This is a genomic window from Mycobacterium sp. NGS33, assembly GCF_059812885.1.
In genome coordinates this window covers 42,894-59,253 of record NZ_JCALDN010000017.1, presented here as the reverse complement: position 1 = coordinate 59,253, position 16,360 = coordinate 42,894, and the positions used below count along the sequence as shown (strand labels likewise).

General features: G+C 64.8%; 11 protein-coding genes. All 11 read left to right on the top strand.

Annotation, left to right across the window (positions count from 1 at the left end):
• The first annotated feature begins 58 nt into the window (after positions 1-58).
• The 11 genes from eccCa to eccE all read left to right on the top strand — a co-directional run bounded on the left by eccCa (position 59) and on the right by eccE (position 16,061).
• Entirely contained in the window at positions 59-4,309 is a 4,251-nt protein-coding gene (eccCa, locus tag AC5Y5B_RS20850) for a type VII secretion protein EccCa (protein ID WP_500006262.1), read from the top strand.
• A gap of 299 nt (positions 4,310-4,608) precedes the next feature.
• Positions 4,609-4,914, top strand: coding sequence for a PE domain-containing protein (locus tag AC5Y5B_RS20845; protein ID WP_066988601.1), 306 nt, complete (start codon positions 4,609-4,611; stop codon positions 4,912-4,914).
• 24 nt (positions 4,915-4,938) lie between these two features.
• Positions 4,939-6,138: a PPE domain-containing protein gene (locus AC5Y5B_RS20840; RefSeq protein ID WP_500006261.1), complete on the top strand. Its 1,200-nt coding sequence runs from the start codon at positions 4,939-4,941 to the stop codon at positions 6,136-6,138.
• An 86-nt stretch (positions 6,139-6,224) separates the two neighbouring features.
• Positions 6,225-6,548: a type VII secretion target gene (locus tag AC5Y5B_RS20835; RefSeq protein ID WP_066988599.1), complete on the top strand. Its 324-nt coding sequence runs from the start codon at positions 6,225-6,227 to the stop codon at positions 6,546-6,548.
• A 47-nt stretch (positions 6,549-6,595) separates the two neighbouring features.
• A complete protein-coding gene (locus AC5Y5B_RS20830) occupies positions 6,596-6,898 on the top strand; it encodes a WXG100 family type VII secretion target (RefSeq protein WP_066988598.1) in 303 nt (100 codons plus the stop codon).
• Positions 6,899-6,987: 89 nt separating this feature from the next.
• Positions 6,988-7,842 (top strand): ESX secretion-associated protein EspG, encoded by an 855-nt coding sequence (locus tag AC5Y5B_RS20825; protein ID WP_500006260.1) that lies wholly within the window; start codon positions 6,988-6,990, stop codon positions 7,840-7,842.
• Between the two features lie 76 nt (positions 7,843-7,918).
• Complete coding sequence (eccB, locus tag AC5Y5B_RS20820) at positions 7,919-9,421, top strand: type VII secretion protein EccB (RefSeq protein ID WP_500006259.1); 1,503 nt, start codon at positions 7,919-7,921, stop codon at positions 9,419-9,421.
• Between the two features lie 454 nt (positions 9,422-9,875).
• Positions 9,876-11,183: a nucleotide-binding protein gene (locus tag AC5Y5B_RS20815; protein ID WP_066988595.1), complete on the top strand. Its 1,308-nt coding sequence runs from the start codon at positions 9,876-9,878 to the stop codon at positions 11,181-11,183.
• Entirely contained in the window at positions 11,180-12,685 is a 1,506-nt protein-coding gene (eccD, locus tag AC5Y5B_RS20810; RefSeq protein ID WP_500006258.1) for a type VII secretion integral membrane protein EccD, read from the top strand. The genes AC5Y5B_RS20815 and eccD overlap by 4 nt, the downstream gene beginning before the upstream one ends.
• Entirely contained in the window at positions 12,685-14,313 is a 1,629-nt protein-coding gene (gene mycP / locus AC5Y5B_RS20805) for a type VII secretion-associated serine protease mycosin (RefSeq protein WP_500006257.1), read from the top strand. The genes eccD and mycP overlap by 1 nt, the downstream gene beginning before the upstream one ends.
• Positions 14,310-16,061, top strand: coding sequence for a type VII secretion protein EccE (eccE, locus tag AC5Y5B_RS20800; protein WP_500006256.1), 1,752 nt, complete (start codon positions 14,310-14,312; stop codon positions 16,059-16,061). The genes mycP and eccE overlap by 4 nt, the downstream gene beginning before the upstream one ends.
• The last annotated feature ends 299 nt before the right edge of the window (positions 16,062-16,360 follow it).

The following is a 16,360-nucleotide window of genomic DNA, read 5'->3' as shown; positions in this document are numbered from 1 at the left end:
TGTCTGAGGCACGGAATTTAGCGCAGATTTAGACGCGGGCGCAGGTTAGGGTGGTGAAGTGACCACTCATAAATTTGAGCGTCCGGGTGATCCTGTCCGCCCGCCGAAGACTGGTGGCGGCAAGATCAAATTAGAGCCGCCGATCGTGGCGCCGGTCCCTCCGCCGCGAAGCATCTGGGGCATAGTGTTGCCGGTCGTGCTGCTGGTCGGAATCGTGGGCTTGATCGTGGTGATGTACGCCTCTGGGGCGCGCCAATTGGCTGGTGGTTTCGGTCTTTTCGGCGGGATGGCCGCGTTTAGCGCGATCGGCATGGTGGTGCGCAACCGGGGGGCATCACGCAAAATGTCGTGGGGCGAGCTCACGTCTCGGCGGCGCAAGTGGTTCTCGCTGCAAGACGACACTCGCGACATTGTGGATGTCCAGCGCCGACAGCAGTGGGAGCATCGCTGCCATTTCCACTGGGCACCTGAGGATTTGATTTCAGTGGCGGGCTCGGTGCGGATGTGGGATCGCGAGCCGGGAACTGACATGTTCTCGGTGGTGCGCGTCGGTGTCGGCAAGGTGAAGCTGGCGATGACGCTGGAAAAGCCTGAGATCGCCCAGGCCGCCGATCTGGAGCCGGCCACCGGGCATGCGCTGCGTAAGTTCTTGAACGCCCAGGAGTATGTCGATGGCGTCCCCAAAGCGGTATGGCTGCAGCGCTTTCCGGGCATCGGGATCGTGGGGAACCTCGAGCAGGGACGCGCGTTGGTGCGCGCGATGTTATGCCAGCTGGCCGCGTTTCACAGCCCCACCGATCTGGAAATCATTGTGGTGAGTTCCGCGCCAACCCAATGGGATTGGGCGAAGTGGCTTCCCCATCTGCAGCATGCCAGCGTGCGGGATGGCTGCGGTGAGCGCCGGATGCTGTTTTCCTCGCCGGCGGAGTTAGAGGCGTTTTTCGATGAGGATCCCGATGGCTCGCGTGATTCGTGGTCACCACCGTCGAGCGGGATGTCGGCCGGCGTTGGGACGCAACCGCTTCGGGTGATTGTTGATGATCATTGTGAAACGCCGGAGGATTGGGCGGGGCTGACTGGCGCGTTGGGGTATGCCAGTACGTGCTTTATCCGTTTGGCCGAGCGGGTCCCGCCGCGCCCGAGTGGCTCGCTGGGCGGTGGCGCCAAACAGTGGGTGGGGTTCTCGCCCGAGACGACCTACCGCATCGACGGGGGAGTGCTCCGCAAGCAGGTGCCGCTCAGTGAGCAGCAACAGCACGCGGCGGCCATGTATGCCTCGTCGGACACCAGATCCGACGAGCTCGAGGAGGCCTTCTACGCGGTCGCCGATCAGATGGACGTTGATGATGCGGAGCGATTTGCACGCTCACTGGCCCGCTATCGCGCCAAAGGCTCGACCAGCGTCTCGCTGGTCAAAGAGCTCGACGAGCGTGATGTGTTGGACGTGTTGGGGATTCGCGATCCTCGTCACCTGGACACCGATCGGCTGTGGGCGGCCACCCGGTCTCAAGGGCCCGGCTGGATGCGGTTCCCGATCGGGCTCTACGCCGACACCGGGGAAACTGTATGGCTGGATCTGCGTGAGGGTGCGCAGGGCGGCATGGGTATGCACGGTTTGTTCATCGGCACCACCGGCGCCGGAAAGTCTGAAGGCCTGATCACCGAGATCGCCGCGGCCTGCTTGACGCACTCCCCTGAGGTGCTCAACATCGTGTTCACCGACTTCAAGCTGCGCTCGGCGGCCGGCGCGATTAGCCGGTTCCCGCATGTGGTGGCCGCGGTGAGCAACCTGTATGAAGAGCGCCATTTGCTGGGGCGGCTGTATGACACCCTCGATGGTGAGTTGGATCGCCGGGGTGAAATGCTTGCCGCCCTTGATGATTGCCCGGATGTGACGAGCTACAACCGGCGTCGGCTGGTGGATCCCACCTTGCCGCCGATCCCGGTGTTGTGGGTGATCACCGATGAATACAACGAGGTGTTCGCCGACCCGATCTGGGGGCCGAAGTTCCGCAAACTGTATCTGCGGATCGCGCGAGTGGGCCGGTCTTTGCACGTGTTTTTGAAGTTGGTGGGCCAGACCAAGGACACCCAGAATTTGCGGGACATCACCAAGTTGCTCGGCTACAACGTGGCCGCGCGTACCGGCACGGAGGAGGAGTCCAAAGCCGGGATTGGCGATGCCCGGGCCGCCCACATCGCTCCGCGGGGCGAGGAAGGCACCGCCTATCTGCGGGTGGCGCTGCGCGAGGCACGCAAGTTCCGCTATTTCTTCACCTCCGCTGATTTCATCCCCCCGGATGAGTCCGCGGGCAGCGCTCCGGCACCGCAGAGGGCGGCCACCGACTTCGTTCCGCGTTTGTTCACGGTCGACGAAAGTGAGGACATTGACGGCCGTCTGGCACCTGAGCCTGAGCTCGTCGACCAGGCGAGTGCCGATCCTGAACCCCGGCCGACTCCGGGGCACGAGCCGATCAAGATGGTGACGGCGATCGCCGAGTCGTTGCAGGCAGGCCCAGAGCGGCCGCCGCGCCCCATCTGGCTGCCGGTACTGGGCGATCCAATGCCAGCTGATGAGTTGGTGGAGCGCTGGCGGGGTCGCCCGTGGCATGTGGACTACGGCAACAACCCGGGATTGTTCATGCCGGTCGCGTTGGCGGACTACCCCCGCGGGGCCCGTCAAGAGCCGTACTGCATGGATGTGCTGCGCGACAATGTGCTGGTGGTGGGCGCCCCGACGCGCGGGGCGACCACCGCGTTGATGACGATGGTGACTTCTACGGCGCTGTTGTACCGCCCGGAGCGGGTGCAGTTTTACTGCATCGCGGCCAGCGGCCCGCAGTTAGCGCGCGTGGCGGATCTTCCGCATGTGGCCGCGGTGGTGGCCGGCACGGACAGCGAGGGGGTCAACCGCGTCATCGCGACCGTCGAAGCGATCGTCAACGAGCGCGACAAGGCCTTCACCACACAACGTCTCGATATGGACCAGGTCCGGGTGGCGAAATTTGGTGCCGATCAGTATGCCGATGCCACGCCGGTCAGCGACGTTGAGGCGGCACGGTCGGTGGACGGCGGAGACGTCGTCTTGATCATCGACGGATGGAAGAACTTCACCGAGACCTATACGAATCTGGCGCCGCGGGTGGCCGCGCTGATGCGAGCGCGTAACTACGGCGTGCGGGTGATTTATAGCCACACCAGTACCCTGTCGGGGATTTCCACCGGTGTGAAGACCGAGACCGGTCTGACCCTCGAGCTCAAGCTGGTCCAAGAGCATGACACCACCGTCAAGCGTGACCGTGCCGACCCGGAACGCAACCCGGCCCGCGAGGTCCCCGACCGGCCCGGGCGCGGGCTGACCCCAGATGGGCATCACTTGATGGTCGGGTGGCCGGCGTTGGCGCATCCTCCGAGCGAAAGCGGTGCGCCCGAAGTGCCGGGCCGCCGACTCGAGGGCGACGAGCTCAGCGCGGTGGTGCGCCGCGTTGCCGGGGTCGCCAAGACAGCCGCGGTGGCGCGGCTGCCTGAGAAGGTTCTCCTCAAGGACGTGTTCGCCGGGATCACCGAGCCGCTTCCGGCCGGGGTGGTGCCGTTTGGTCTTGCCGAGTCGAATCTGCCGGGCGCACCGCTGGTTCCGGCGACGATCGACTTCTTCGAGCATCCCCATGCGGTGGCCACAGGCATGGCGTTGTGCGGCCTGAGCTCCTGGCTGCGCGCGATGATGCTGGGCATCATGCGCGCATATCGTCCTGAGGACGCGACCATCATTTTGTTGGAGCACAAGCGGGCCAATATCGGAGTGGTACCGCCGAATGAGTGGCTGTCGGCCTATGCGCAGAATCCATCTCATATCGCCGACGTGGTCAAGAGCTTGGCCGCGGTGCTTGAACAGCGCCGGCCGCCGGCAAATGCCACTCCTGAAGATTTGGCTACTAAGCGGTTTTGGGAGGGCCGCGAATTGTTCGTGATCATCGATGGGAGTACGGCGTGGCCTGGGGCCTCTAGTCCATTGATGCCGCTGGCCCAATATGTTCCTGAGGCAGAGGATTTGGGCCTTCATATTGTGACCACCGCTGATATTGCGCAATTCAGTTTTCACGCGCAATCTGGGCAGGGCGTGCTGGGGAAGGTCATGAACATGACGCCACCTGTTGTGGTCATGAACGGGGACCGCAAACACGGGCAGATCATTCCTGGGGTGTTCGCCGAGCCGCAACGGGAGGGCAAAGGCCGGCTGGCCTGGCGCTCGAGCGTCACGAATGTGCTTGTGGGATGGTCCGAACCGCCGTTCGTTGGCCGCCGCCGGTAGTCGACGAGTGCCAAGCCGTTACGCGCAGCGACCTAAAACCCGCCTCCGCCCGGGTGAGCGGGGACGGCCGGCGTTAAGAATCACAGGTCACCGAATGTCGTACGCAACTGGATATCGCAGGTGCATCAGCTCTCGGCGTGGCGGCGAGCGTTTCGGATCGCGATTGCGCGATTACTTCGCGGGCCTAACAAGTTGTCCGGCGGCGATCGGTCTTTCGGACTAATATTCCGTCGTAACTGTGTCCGTGCGGGCCGTAGACTGACACCACGGACCAATTATTTCTCTGGGGAGGCTGGATTATGTCGAGTCCACTGTTGATCGCGGCTCCGGTCTTGGCTGGGGCCTCGGCTGCCGAAGAGGGTGGCGCGGCCACGATGGGCGGGACCATGGCAGGAGCTGCGGGCCCTGTGACCGCGGTTCTGCCGCCGGGAGGCGAAGACGCCTCGGCCCTCGCAGCGGCCGGGTTCGCCGCCCATGGTGCGGCCACGGACGCAATGCTGACCCAGCTGACCCTTGTCCGCTCGTTGTTCGCCCAGACCATCGCCAGCAGCGGCGTGGCCTACACCGCGATGGACGCCGTCAACGAGGCGTCGCTAGTTATCTAGGTAGACCCGGGGGAAGCAGGGGCGATGACCGCATTGGGCGACGCCGGTGCCGTCGCGCCGGAAGTCAATCACACCCTGATGATCGCGGGGGATCTCGGGGCGAGCCTGGTCGAGGCGGCGGCCGGCTACGAATCCGTGGCCGACATGCTGATCGCGGAGCTGACCGCGATGGGGCTGACCACATCAACCACCGCCATGGTGGGCTGGCAGGGGCCCGGCGGCGAAATGATGCAAATGAGCGCCGCCGAATTCATGGAGGTCTGCCTGGCGGCGTCAGCGTGGATCCGTGTGGGCCAGATCCATGCTGCTGAGGTCGCCGCAGCTCACACCGCCGCGGTCGAGCAGATGATCCCCGCCGAAGCTTGTCTGTTGAATCGCACCACTCAGGCAGGCTTGGTCAGTACGAACGCGTTCGGGCAGAACACCCCGGGCATTATTTCGCTGGATGCGCAGTATTACGGGCATTTCTGGGTGACCAACGCCGTGGCCCGCACTCAATACGGCGGGGTGGTGACCACCGCCCTGGGGGCGATATCTGAGCCGTTTCCCCTGTCACCGACGGCCTCCAATCCGCTAGGCCCCGCCCTGGGCGTCGCACAAGATGTGGGTCAGACCGGCGGGCAGAGCGCGTTTCAGGCCGGCGCGAAAACGATGACCACTACGGCTGACGGCCAGTCACAACCAACCTCGATTTTGACGTCGATGGCCGGTCAGGCCGGTGGCCTGTTCGGGGAGATGGGATCGACATTCGGCCAGTTCACGTCAGCCGGTCAACAGTTGCCGTCCATGCTGGGGCAAGCCCCTCAAATGTTCTCCAGCATGTTAGGCCCGCTGACCTCGATGAATGGTCTGAACGGGGCGGCAGCTGGCGGCCTGGGACCCGAAGCTGCTGCGGCGGGGGCTTCGATGGGCGGCTTGGGCGCTGCTGGCGGTGGCGGCGGTGGCTTGTTGACCGGCTCCTCTGCGTTATCGAGCACTTTTGTCCGCCCAGCCAGCAGTTTTAGTACCCCCACCACACCGACGTTGCCCGGTGGTTGGCAGGGTTCGTCGGAGACTGCGGGCGGATCGTCGCCGCGGCCGGCCGGCACGGGCGGCGGACTCTTCGGCGCCCCAGGCGCGCTGGGCGGCCGTGAAGGCGCTGGCGGGGAACCGCAGCGCCCGGGCCGGACCATGCAGGTGACCGAGCGGTCAGGGTCGAGTAGGGGGGAGCGGCAACGCGTCTGAGAAAAAAGCGTCTGAGACCCCCTCGCCGGGCTTTTAGACTCAGAATCACCACCGACGGCACAACACTTTTTGCAAGGAGAATTTAGATGTCACAACCCATTCACGTCGACCAGAGTTCAGTGGTCGCCCTGGCCGGACAGATGGACGAGTTGTCCCACCGGGCACAAGATGTTCTGTCCCGCTATTCCGAGCTGGTGCAGCACGGCAATTCGGCGCAGTATTTGCGCGGTAGTGCCGGGTCGACGAACTTGGTGACCGCCGAGGAAATCCACGAGGCGCAGAACAAGATTCAGACCCGATTCCAGTCGGTCAACGAATTGCTGCGCAGCGGTGCGTCGCAGTACCACAACACCGACTCCGAAGCCCAGCAGCACATCGCGTCGGTGGCGGGCCACCTGCGTTTCACCTGACCCCAATCGGAACAGCTTTTTCGCCACTACAAGCAAAGGAACTCATAATGTCCGAAGGACCCATGATCTACCACCCGGCCGGTCTGGCCGACATGACGGCCAGCATGCACAGCTTCGCCCAGGAGTTGGATTCGATTGGCCAAGAAGCCCACAACTTGCTGGCGTCCTCGCGGGACTTCTTCTCCGGCCCGCACGGTGCAGAGGCCTACGCGCAGGCACAGCAGCTGATCAACGAGGGCATCCAGGACGGCAAGGATGTCATCTTCCGCCACGGCGACACCATCGACGGTGCCTCGCAGGCGTTCCAAGCCGCCGACAGCACCGTGGGGCAGAGCTTCCAGTCGATCTAGGTCAGATTCAACCGTCGGAACCGTACGGAGGGGGGCCAGCTGCGGCGGCCCCCCTCTTGCGTGCCAGCTGATGATGAGGTGATGTTGCCGTGTTGAACACGTCAGTCGAATGCGTGTGGGCGCTACAAGCCCTGCTGGGTGTCGAGCGCATGCCGGTCACGTTGCATCTCAAGCCCTACATCCCCTCGGCGCACTCCGATCTGCTCGTCGACACCGACGCGGGAAAGGTTCCCCTGGCCAACACCGCGCAGTATCACAGCTTGGTGCAGGCGGGCGTGATCGACGAGCATGGCCGGGTCGACGCTGCAGTGCGGGACTGGATGACAGTGCTCGGCCGCGCCGAGCGCGAGGCGGTCCTGACGATTCGCCGACCGGATCAGCCGGCCACGCACGAGTGCCCCGCCACGGTGCATGAGCGAACGATGGTGGTGTGCCGTTACGGTCGTTATTTGGCGATGGCTGCCCGCGATGGCGACGACATGGTGATCGGCGGAGTCGGCGAAAGCGATGAGCCCACTCGCCAAGTGGAGCTCATGTGCCAGATGCTGGTGCCCGCGTTCGGTGAGCACCCGCCCGCCGATATTGAAGGCATCAATGTGCCCAAGGACATGATGCAAATGGCGATCGACGCGGCCGACCAAACACCGGAAGGAATGGCGGCGGCGCTGCGCCGGCTCGGTCTGGGCCCATGGGAAGTCGAAGTAGTGCAGGCGGCGTCGCGTCTGGATCAATCGGCGATGGCGGTGGTAGCCGTCATTGATCATTGCCCCGACGTGCGTCCCCATCCGCGCGTGTTGACGGTGGCCGACACTGAGTACGGGCGGATCAGTTTCACCACGACGACTGGTGCTGACGGCAAGGAATGGATGAGCATTTGGCCCACGACCGCGTCAGGCCTTCGCGACGATCTGGCCAACCTGCTCTCCGCTCCACAGCTGGTGTAATAGACGCGCCGAGCGTTTGTCTGGGGTTGGCCAATTAGCGCAGATTTCGTGTAGAGAGCGCCGGTAAGGTTGCCTCATGGCTTTGAATCTCACGTCGCGATTGCAGGTTACGGCGCACTATTTCTGGAATCGGCGTAACGCGGCCGCATTGAGCCATCACGGTGTACGTCTGGATTATGACCCTGAACAGCGCCGTATATCAGCGCTCGTGCTGGGATATACATTGACCATTGTCATGATCGGGCTGGCCGCTCTCATGGCCTACATCAAGCCTGCGGGACAGGTGGGCAAGTCACAGATCCTGGCCGACCGTGACACCGGGGCAATATATGTCATGGTCGACAACCGTTTACACCCCGCGCTGAATTTAATCAGCGCCCGTCTCATTTCCGGCGAAGACGCCAACCCTACGTTTGTCAAAGCCGCCGAGCTGGCCAAGTACCCGCAAGGCCCGATGGTTGGAATCGTCGGCGCACCAACGCAAATGCCAGTGCGCACCGGCCTGGAATCACAGTGGGCGGTGTGTGACAGCGCCCCCACAGCAACGGCCACCAAGTCCGCGGGCCAAGCACCTGTAGTCACCGCGATCGCGGGGCCACTGACCGGCCGGCGCTCAGCACCACTGACGATGCCCAACGCGGTGCTTGCCCGCCACGGCGATAAAACCGTGGTCATCTGGGACGGGCACCGCTCCGAGATTGATGTCTCCAACAAATCAGTGGCTTTGGCTCTGGGCGTGGATTCCTCAGCACCGCAACCAATTCCAATGTCAAACGCACTCTACGACGCGATCCCGGCTACTGATCCGTTGATCATTCCCGCCATCGCTAACGCCGGACAACCCTCGCCATGGGATCTGGGACGTCCCGCGCCGATTGGTTCGGTGCTGTCGGTGCACGACGTGCAGCAGTCCGGAGATGAGTTATTCGTGTTGCTAACCAACGGGATTCAACACATTTCGCCTTTCGTGGCCTCGCTGCTGCGCTCAGCGAACTCGTTCGGTGACCTGGCCCCGGTGGTGGTCTCTCCTGACCGCCTCGCCGCCATTCCGGTCGTGGAGTCACTGCCGGTGTCCTACTATCCGCCGACCCGGCTGCACTTAGTCGACACCGACATCAACGGAACCACCTGTCTGGCGTGGTCGAAAGGCTCCACCGATAAGTCGGCCAAGGTGCAGGTGCTCTCTGGTCAAGGACTGCCCACTCCGCCAGGGTCGGATGACCGGCTGGTGCACTTGGTCAAAGACGCGCGCGCCGACAGTTCGGCAGTCGAGGCCGACCAGGTTTATATCGCCCCTGACGCAACGAATTTGGTGATGAGCACCAACGCCGATCCGGTATCGGTGAGCCGCGACGCGCTGTGGTGGATCTCCGATCAGGGCGTGCGGTATGGCATCGAGCTCAACGACTCGGCGCTGAAGCCACTGCATATCACCACCGCCTCTGCGCGCCAAGCACCCTGGGTGCTGATACGTACGTTTGCGCCGGGCCCGGCGCTCTCACGTGCTGACGCCCTTACTCAGCACGACACCCTCTCACCGGTGGCGGGGGCGGAGACACTGCCAACAAAAACACCCTGACCAGCAATGATGACGAAAATCCAGGACTACGAAACTAGCGCAGATATCGCGCATACCCGCTGATAGGATCGAAAATATGACCGAGCGCCCCGACCCCGAATTCGGCGAGAACCCGGCAGCGTCGCATCCCCCCTCCGACAGTCCGGGGAGCCCCGCAGAAGGCCCGGGCAGCGGCCCGCATCGCGACACCCCGACTCCGCAGCACGATCAACCGCGGGGTGGCTTTGGCTCAGCGCCCCCGCCCGGTGGGCCCAGTGGGCATTCCCGCTTCGCCTGGCCGGATCGTCCGAACGAGGAACCCACCAATCCGGTTGGGCCCACGTCGACGCCGCCCGGTGTCCATCACGCCGACCCGGCCGGGCCGCCGCCGCGTCCGATGTTTCCCGTACCCGCGCCTAGGGAGAATCCATGGGCGAACCGTGAGGCCCCGGACAGCGACGATGCTGCCGATGAGGTGACATCGGTCGTCGACCTGTCGCAGACCGGCGGGTGGGAGGCACTGCAGCGCCGCCGCGCTGCCTACCCGCCCCCGCTGCCGCCGGTGGGCGGTAACGAGGGACAGGCCCCCGGCGCCCCGCAGTCTGGGCCGATGCATCCCTATCGTCCGCCGCTGCAATATGGTGAGCTGCCGCCGCCGCCGCGCCCCGTCCAATATGGTGAGCTGCCGCCGGCGCCGGGCCGTCCAGGCGACGGCCCACCCCAGCCGCAATGGGAGCCACCCGCCGGCCCACGCGACACCGAAGACGAGGCCTACTCCTGGTCGCAGGCGCAGGGATCTGGCACCAAGTACAACTACGTGGACAACATCCGCAGCAGCGAGTTGGTGCCCTCCAAACGCACCCCGCCGACGCGTGGCTGGCGCAAAGTGGTGTACCGGGGCACGTTCAAGCTGATTAATCTCGGCCGATCCGCGGATGAGCGTGAACAGGACGAGCTGGAAAAGCAGATTCGCTCGCTATTGCGCGGCAAATACAAGATCGGTGTGCTCGGCAAGGGTGGGGTCGGTAAGAGCACCATTTCAGCCAGCGTCGGGTCTGTCTTTGCCCGGCTGCGTAAAGACGACAGGGTTGTCGCCGTCGACGCCGATACAGCCTTCGGGAAACTGGCCAGCCGAATCGATCCCTCGGCCTCCGGCTCGTACTGGGAGTTAGCGGCCGACCAGCACTTGGATACGTTCGCCGACATCCGTGGTCGGTTGGGCAGCAACGAGGCGGGTCTTTATGTCCTTGGCGGGGAGTCCGCGACGGCGCGGCGCAGGGTCCTCGACAGTGCGGTCTATCAGGCGGCGACCTATCAGCTCGACAGGCATTTCACGCTGTCCATCGTCGACTGCGGATCGACTCTGGATTCCCCGGTAACCCGCGCGGTCCTCGACGACCTCGATGCTCTGATCGTGGTGTCTTCGCCGTGGTACGACGGCGCCTCAGCAGCCGGACAGACCTTGGAATGGCTGGCCAATGACGGCTACACCAGCTTGCTCAATCGCACGGTCGTCGTACTCAACGACTCCGACGGCCACTCGCCCAAGCGTGATCGCGCGCTGCTGATGGAACGGTTCAGTCAGGGTGGGCACAAGGTGATCGAGATGCCCTACGACGAACATCTGCGCCCGGGCGGGGTTATCGATCTCGCGGGCGACATCAATCGCCACACACACCGCGCGCTGTTGAAAGTGGCGGCGGCATGCGCTGAGCACTTCGCCGCCACCACCGATGGCCCGACGGCTCGCCGCGCCCACCGACGCCCTGAGGCGAATCAATGACCGCCACCGCCGATAAGCCGACGGCTACCGCGGCGGAGACAACGCTGATTCCCCCCTCGAGCAGGGTGTCACTACTGGTGGGGGATATCCAGCTCGATTTGTTGCTTCCAGCGGCGGTGCCGCTGGCCAAGCTCGTTGAGGCCACCCGCGACACAATCAACCGGAGACTCAACTCGCTTGGGGCCAAAGAGCTTCCGGGCGGCGCGTTCGTGTTCGCCCGCGCAGCGGGGATGACGATGCTGTCGGGGAAGCTGTCGCTGGCGGCGCAAGGAGTCAATGACGGTGAGCTCCTGGCGTTCGTTCCCGCCGCGTCGGCGCAGCGCTATGAACCCAACATTGAAAACGTCAGTGCCGCGATCGCCAAGTGGGCCAAAGAACACTTCCCGGCGGTGAGCGCGCTTGACGCCGCCAGGGTGGCCGTCGCGCTGACCTTGATCGCGTTGAGTGTGGCCGCGGGGCTGCTGTGGCGGCTGCGCTGGGCGAGTTCTGGCGGATGGTTGGTGCCAACGGTTTTCGCGGCCACCGCGCTGGTGCTGGCCGGTGCCGTGCTGCTGGGCGCTCGCATGGGCGCAGACCGGTTTATCACCGCCTCGACCACCTGGGCGGTGGTGCTAGCGCTAGTTGCTGCCGGCGCCACCACCCCGCCCGGCGCCCACCCCGGAGCACCCCACGCCGTGTTGGCAGCAGGCGTAGCGCTGATCACCGCCTCGGCCCTGGGCAAGCTCACCGGCCGCTACTGGGTGGCTGTGACCGCGGTGGTGACGGTGTCGGCGGCCGGGCTCTGCGCTGCGGCCGCACGCATGTTTTTCGCCGTGCCGGGCCAACGCATCGCGGTGGTGGTGCTGGTGGGAGTGTTGACCGTCTCCCTGGCCGCACCGGGAATCGGGCGCCGCTTGGCGCGCGTGCCGCGGCAGAGTTTCGAGTCGATCACCGGCAAAGACATGTATGAGCGTTCTCCCAGCGATCCGGAGGACACCATTTCGCCTGTCGCGGACAGCCCGCGGGATATCACCCTGACCGGTGAGCAGGTCGGCGAGGTCGCCTTGCGGTCTAACCGAGTGTTGATGGGCCTACTGCTAGGAACGGCGCTCACGCAGGTGGCGGCGTCGTGGTATGCCATCCATCCCGGGGTGGGCACGCAGTGGACTTTTGTCGTGGTCGCCGCGTGCATCGCGCTGATCGCGGTGCTGCGGGCACGGGCTTTTCGCGATCGGCGCCACGCCATCACGTTGGTCGTGGGTGCGGCGCTGTCGCTGTTTGCCCTTCCCGCCCATTACGGCTTCGCGGCCAGCCCAGGCGCAACGGGTGCGGTCTTAGCGGCGGCTGCCGCGGTAGTGGGAATCGCGTTGGCGGCGTTGCTCGCTGGGGCGATCGTGCCCACCTACATGTTTTCTGAGCCGGTCCGCGAAGTCGTCGAGTACGCCGAATACGTCGCCACCACCGTGGTGGTGGTGTTCGCCGCATGGACCATCCACCTCATTCAATTCGTGAGGTATCACTGATGCGCGCCAAAGCCGCCGCCTCAGCGATGGGTGCGGCCGCGCTGTTGGCCGCCCAGGTGATCGCCGCGCCGACCGCCATGGCCATAGCGCCTCCGGTGATCGACCCAGGGGCATTGCCTCCAGCTGAAACACCGGGCCCGAGCGAAGAAATGAGGCAGAGCGAGGCTTGCATCCTGCCTGTGGTGATCGCTGACCCGAACGTCGCCCAGCCCGCCCCGGGCAACGCGATGCTCAATGTCAGTCAGGCCTGGCAGTATTCGACGGGCGCGGGGGTGACGGTGGCAATCATTGACACCGGCGTCACCCCCAATCCGCGGTTCCCCTCACTGTTCGCTGGCGGCGACTACGTGCAAGGTTTGCCCAACGGTGGGCTCACCGACTGCGACAACCACGGCTCCTTCGTGGCCAGCATCATCGCCGCCGCGCCGTCGAACCCCGCGGATCGGCCGGCGCCCAAACCGGCCGGTGCAGCTGCCCCTGCTGCGCCGCCACCGGTGCCGGCCAACCCAGCACCGCCGCCCCCGACGCCAAAACCACCGCCGCCCTCGACCGTCACGGTCACCGCACCCCCACCGGCGCCCCCGCCGCCGCCGGAAGGCGATGCTCCCGCCGACGGCACCGGAGGCCCCAACGCGGGGCAACCGCTGGTGGCGGGACCGCCGCCGACCGGACCGGACGGCGTAGTGGGTGTGGCGCCCGACGCCACACTGATCTCGATCAGGCAAGCCTCCGCAGCGTTCTCCCCAGCACATCCGACCCCTGAAGAGCACGACCTGCATCGCAAAGCCGGTGACGTGCTCTCGTTGGCCAAGGCGATCCGCACCGCGGCCGATCGCGGCGCCAAGGTGATCAATGTGTCGCTGGCATCGTGCACTAACGCAGCGGCACCGGTGAATCAGGACGCGCTCGGAGCGGCAGTGCGCTACGCCGCGGTCGACAAAGACGCCGTGATTGTCGCCGCCGCCGGCAACAGAAACGACCCCATCCAGCGCGACTGCGGCCAAAACCCGGTCTTCAATCCGCTCAACGTCGATGACCCACGAGACTGGGCAGGGGTGCGAACTATCGTGAGCCCGGCCTGGTTCTCCGATTACGTGCTCGCCGTGGCCGCGGTCACCCCAGAAGGCCAGCCGATGCCCGATTCCATCAACGGCCCGTGGGTGGGGGTGGCCGCACCTGGCTCACGCATCATGGGTCTGTCGAGTGTCAATGGTGCGGCAGTCAACGCCTCACCAGGCACAGATCCCGGGACCGGTAACGGGATTTGGGGCACCAGCTTCTCGACGGCATATGTGGCCGGCGTCGCGGCCTTGGTCCGGGCCAAATACCCGAACCTGAGTGCGCACCAGGTGATTCGACGCATCATGGAGACCGCGCATAACCCGGCCCACACCGTGGACAATCAGGTCGGTCACGGGGTGGTGGACCCGGTGGCCGCGCTGACCTTCGATATCACCCCTGGTGACCCCAAACCCGTCGAGCACCTCAGCACAGCGTTGCATGTGCCGCCCAAACCGCCGGCCCCCGATCTGCGGCCACGCAACGTGGCTCTGCTGGGCTTGGGCGGTGCAGTCTTGGCGGCCGCTGCGCTGTTCGGTGTCGTAGCCATCAGACGGAGGATGTCGTGAAAGCGCGCCCGGTCACCGTCCATCCCGCCTTGGGTGCTGTCCTTGGCGCCGAAGTGATTGGGATCGCCGCGTTCGCAGGATTGCCGACCTACCGATTCGGGTGGTGGCCCGCAGCGGCGATCACCGTAGTAGCGATGCTGCTGCTGTTCGTCTCGGTGCATCGACGCAACGCTGCGGCTTGGGTGCGTGATCGGTCGCGCTGGATGCGTGAACGCCGGCACACCACCGCCGTTGCCGCCGCGGTGAACATCAGCCACGGCGGCAACCTCTACGGGGTGCGCACCGCCGATCACGAGGCCGTCACCATGATCGAGGTGGACGGCCGGCCGTACTCACCGACATACCTGCGAGGGTCAACGCTGGCCTTGACCGACAACATACTGCCGCTCGACGTGGTCATCGGGCTGATGGAACAACCCGGCGGACTGCACCTGGGCATCGACATCGCCAGCGCAGGGTATCGGGTTCGCCCCGGCACCGGGTACCCGCAGCTCTATAGCACACTGTTGGCTGACCGGGGAGCAGCCGGGCAGCGCACCACCCATCTGATCGTGCGTCTGGACATTAACGAGTCGGTGCGCGGGCTGATGTATCGCCGCTCGATCGGCTCCGCCGCTGCGGCCGCGACCGAGAGAATCGTCAAAGCCCTTGGGCAGCAAGGGTGTCGAGCCCGAGCCCTGACTGCCGAAGAACAAGACGCCATGCTCGAGGACTTGAGTATGGGTTTGGCTTGTGCACCAAGGCGCCCCGTGGTCGTCGACGACGCCGAGGACGCCGAGGACAGCGACGGGTCCGCTGACGGTGTCGACGCGCGCGAGCTGATCGCCGCGGGGGGCCGGCATCGGCACACCGGCGCCGCTACGCGTACGGCGCCGGCCCCGGCGCAGCGGACACGGCCCAAAGCCGACGTCGGATGGAAAACCATCAACGCCAAACCCGGTTACGTCACCTCGTATTACTTTTCGCCCGAGGACATTACGTCCGATTCGTTCAACAAGATGTGGTCGCTGCGCAGCGATAACGTCGTGCATGTGATGATGCTGCGCAAAGTTCCCGGCGGCCCGGTGAAAGTGTCGGCGCTGGTGCGCACCAATGACCCGCGTCCGCCAGAGCAGCCCCCAACGTTGTTCCTCAACACGTTGCCGGGCAACCAGTACAACGCTGCACTGTGTGCTGCTCCCACGAGTCAACCCGCGCTGCGTTTACCGGCCCGGACGTTGAGTGCCGCTGATGAGTTGCAGATCCCCGTGGGGCCCACCGGCATTCTTGTCGGCGCGGCGCTTCGCGATGACAAGTCGGTATGGCCACCGATCCAACGCGACGATTTGGTGATGTGGACGCTGACAGACCCGGCGCAGCCAACCCGCATCGTGATGGACACCTCGGATTTCTATGTCCGCCAGTTGCTTATCCGGGCCGCCGCGGCGGGCGAACGCATTGCCATCTACTCCTATGAGCCGCAGCGCTGGTATTCGGTGTCACAAACCAACATCGCAGTGGTCGAAGCACGCCGTCCCGCCGAGTTCGTACCCACGGTGATCGTTAACGACCGGGCTACCATCGCACCGCAGGCTGGCCTGTCCTCAACGGTGATCACTGTGGGTCTGAGCCCAACAGATGCCATGGTGCCCGATATCCACTTCGAGCAGACCTCGGAGTCGACCGTGCGTATCACGACGGCCGCGCGCACGGTCGACCTGTCCCTTGTTGTTTTTCGCCAAGAGGCAACTTGGACCGGCAACTCCTGACCGACTATCCGCTATCTAGTTGTTCACCGTGCGGGTGAGTCGCTAAATCTTGTGCCCGTCAGTCGGATTCACGTGGCATGCCGGGCCGCGTGGTTCGACGTCTGAGTGTGGTCACCTTATGTTGGCCCCGGTTTGGCCGCTTCTTCACGGATTTCGGCCCCACGGGGGTCGGTGGTCTCCGAGGCGATCTTCAACCTCGGCAGCGCTTGTTGGATAGCCGAGTTCAGCAAGCAGCGCCGCTATCGTGGGCGCATCGCTAGCCTCCGCGCGACGGATTTCCATTAGACAAGTCTGCCAGG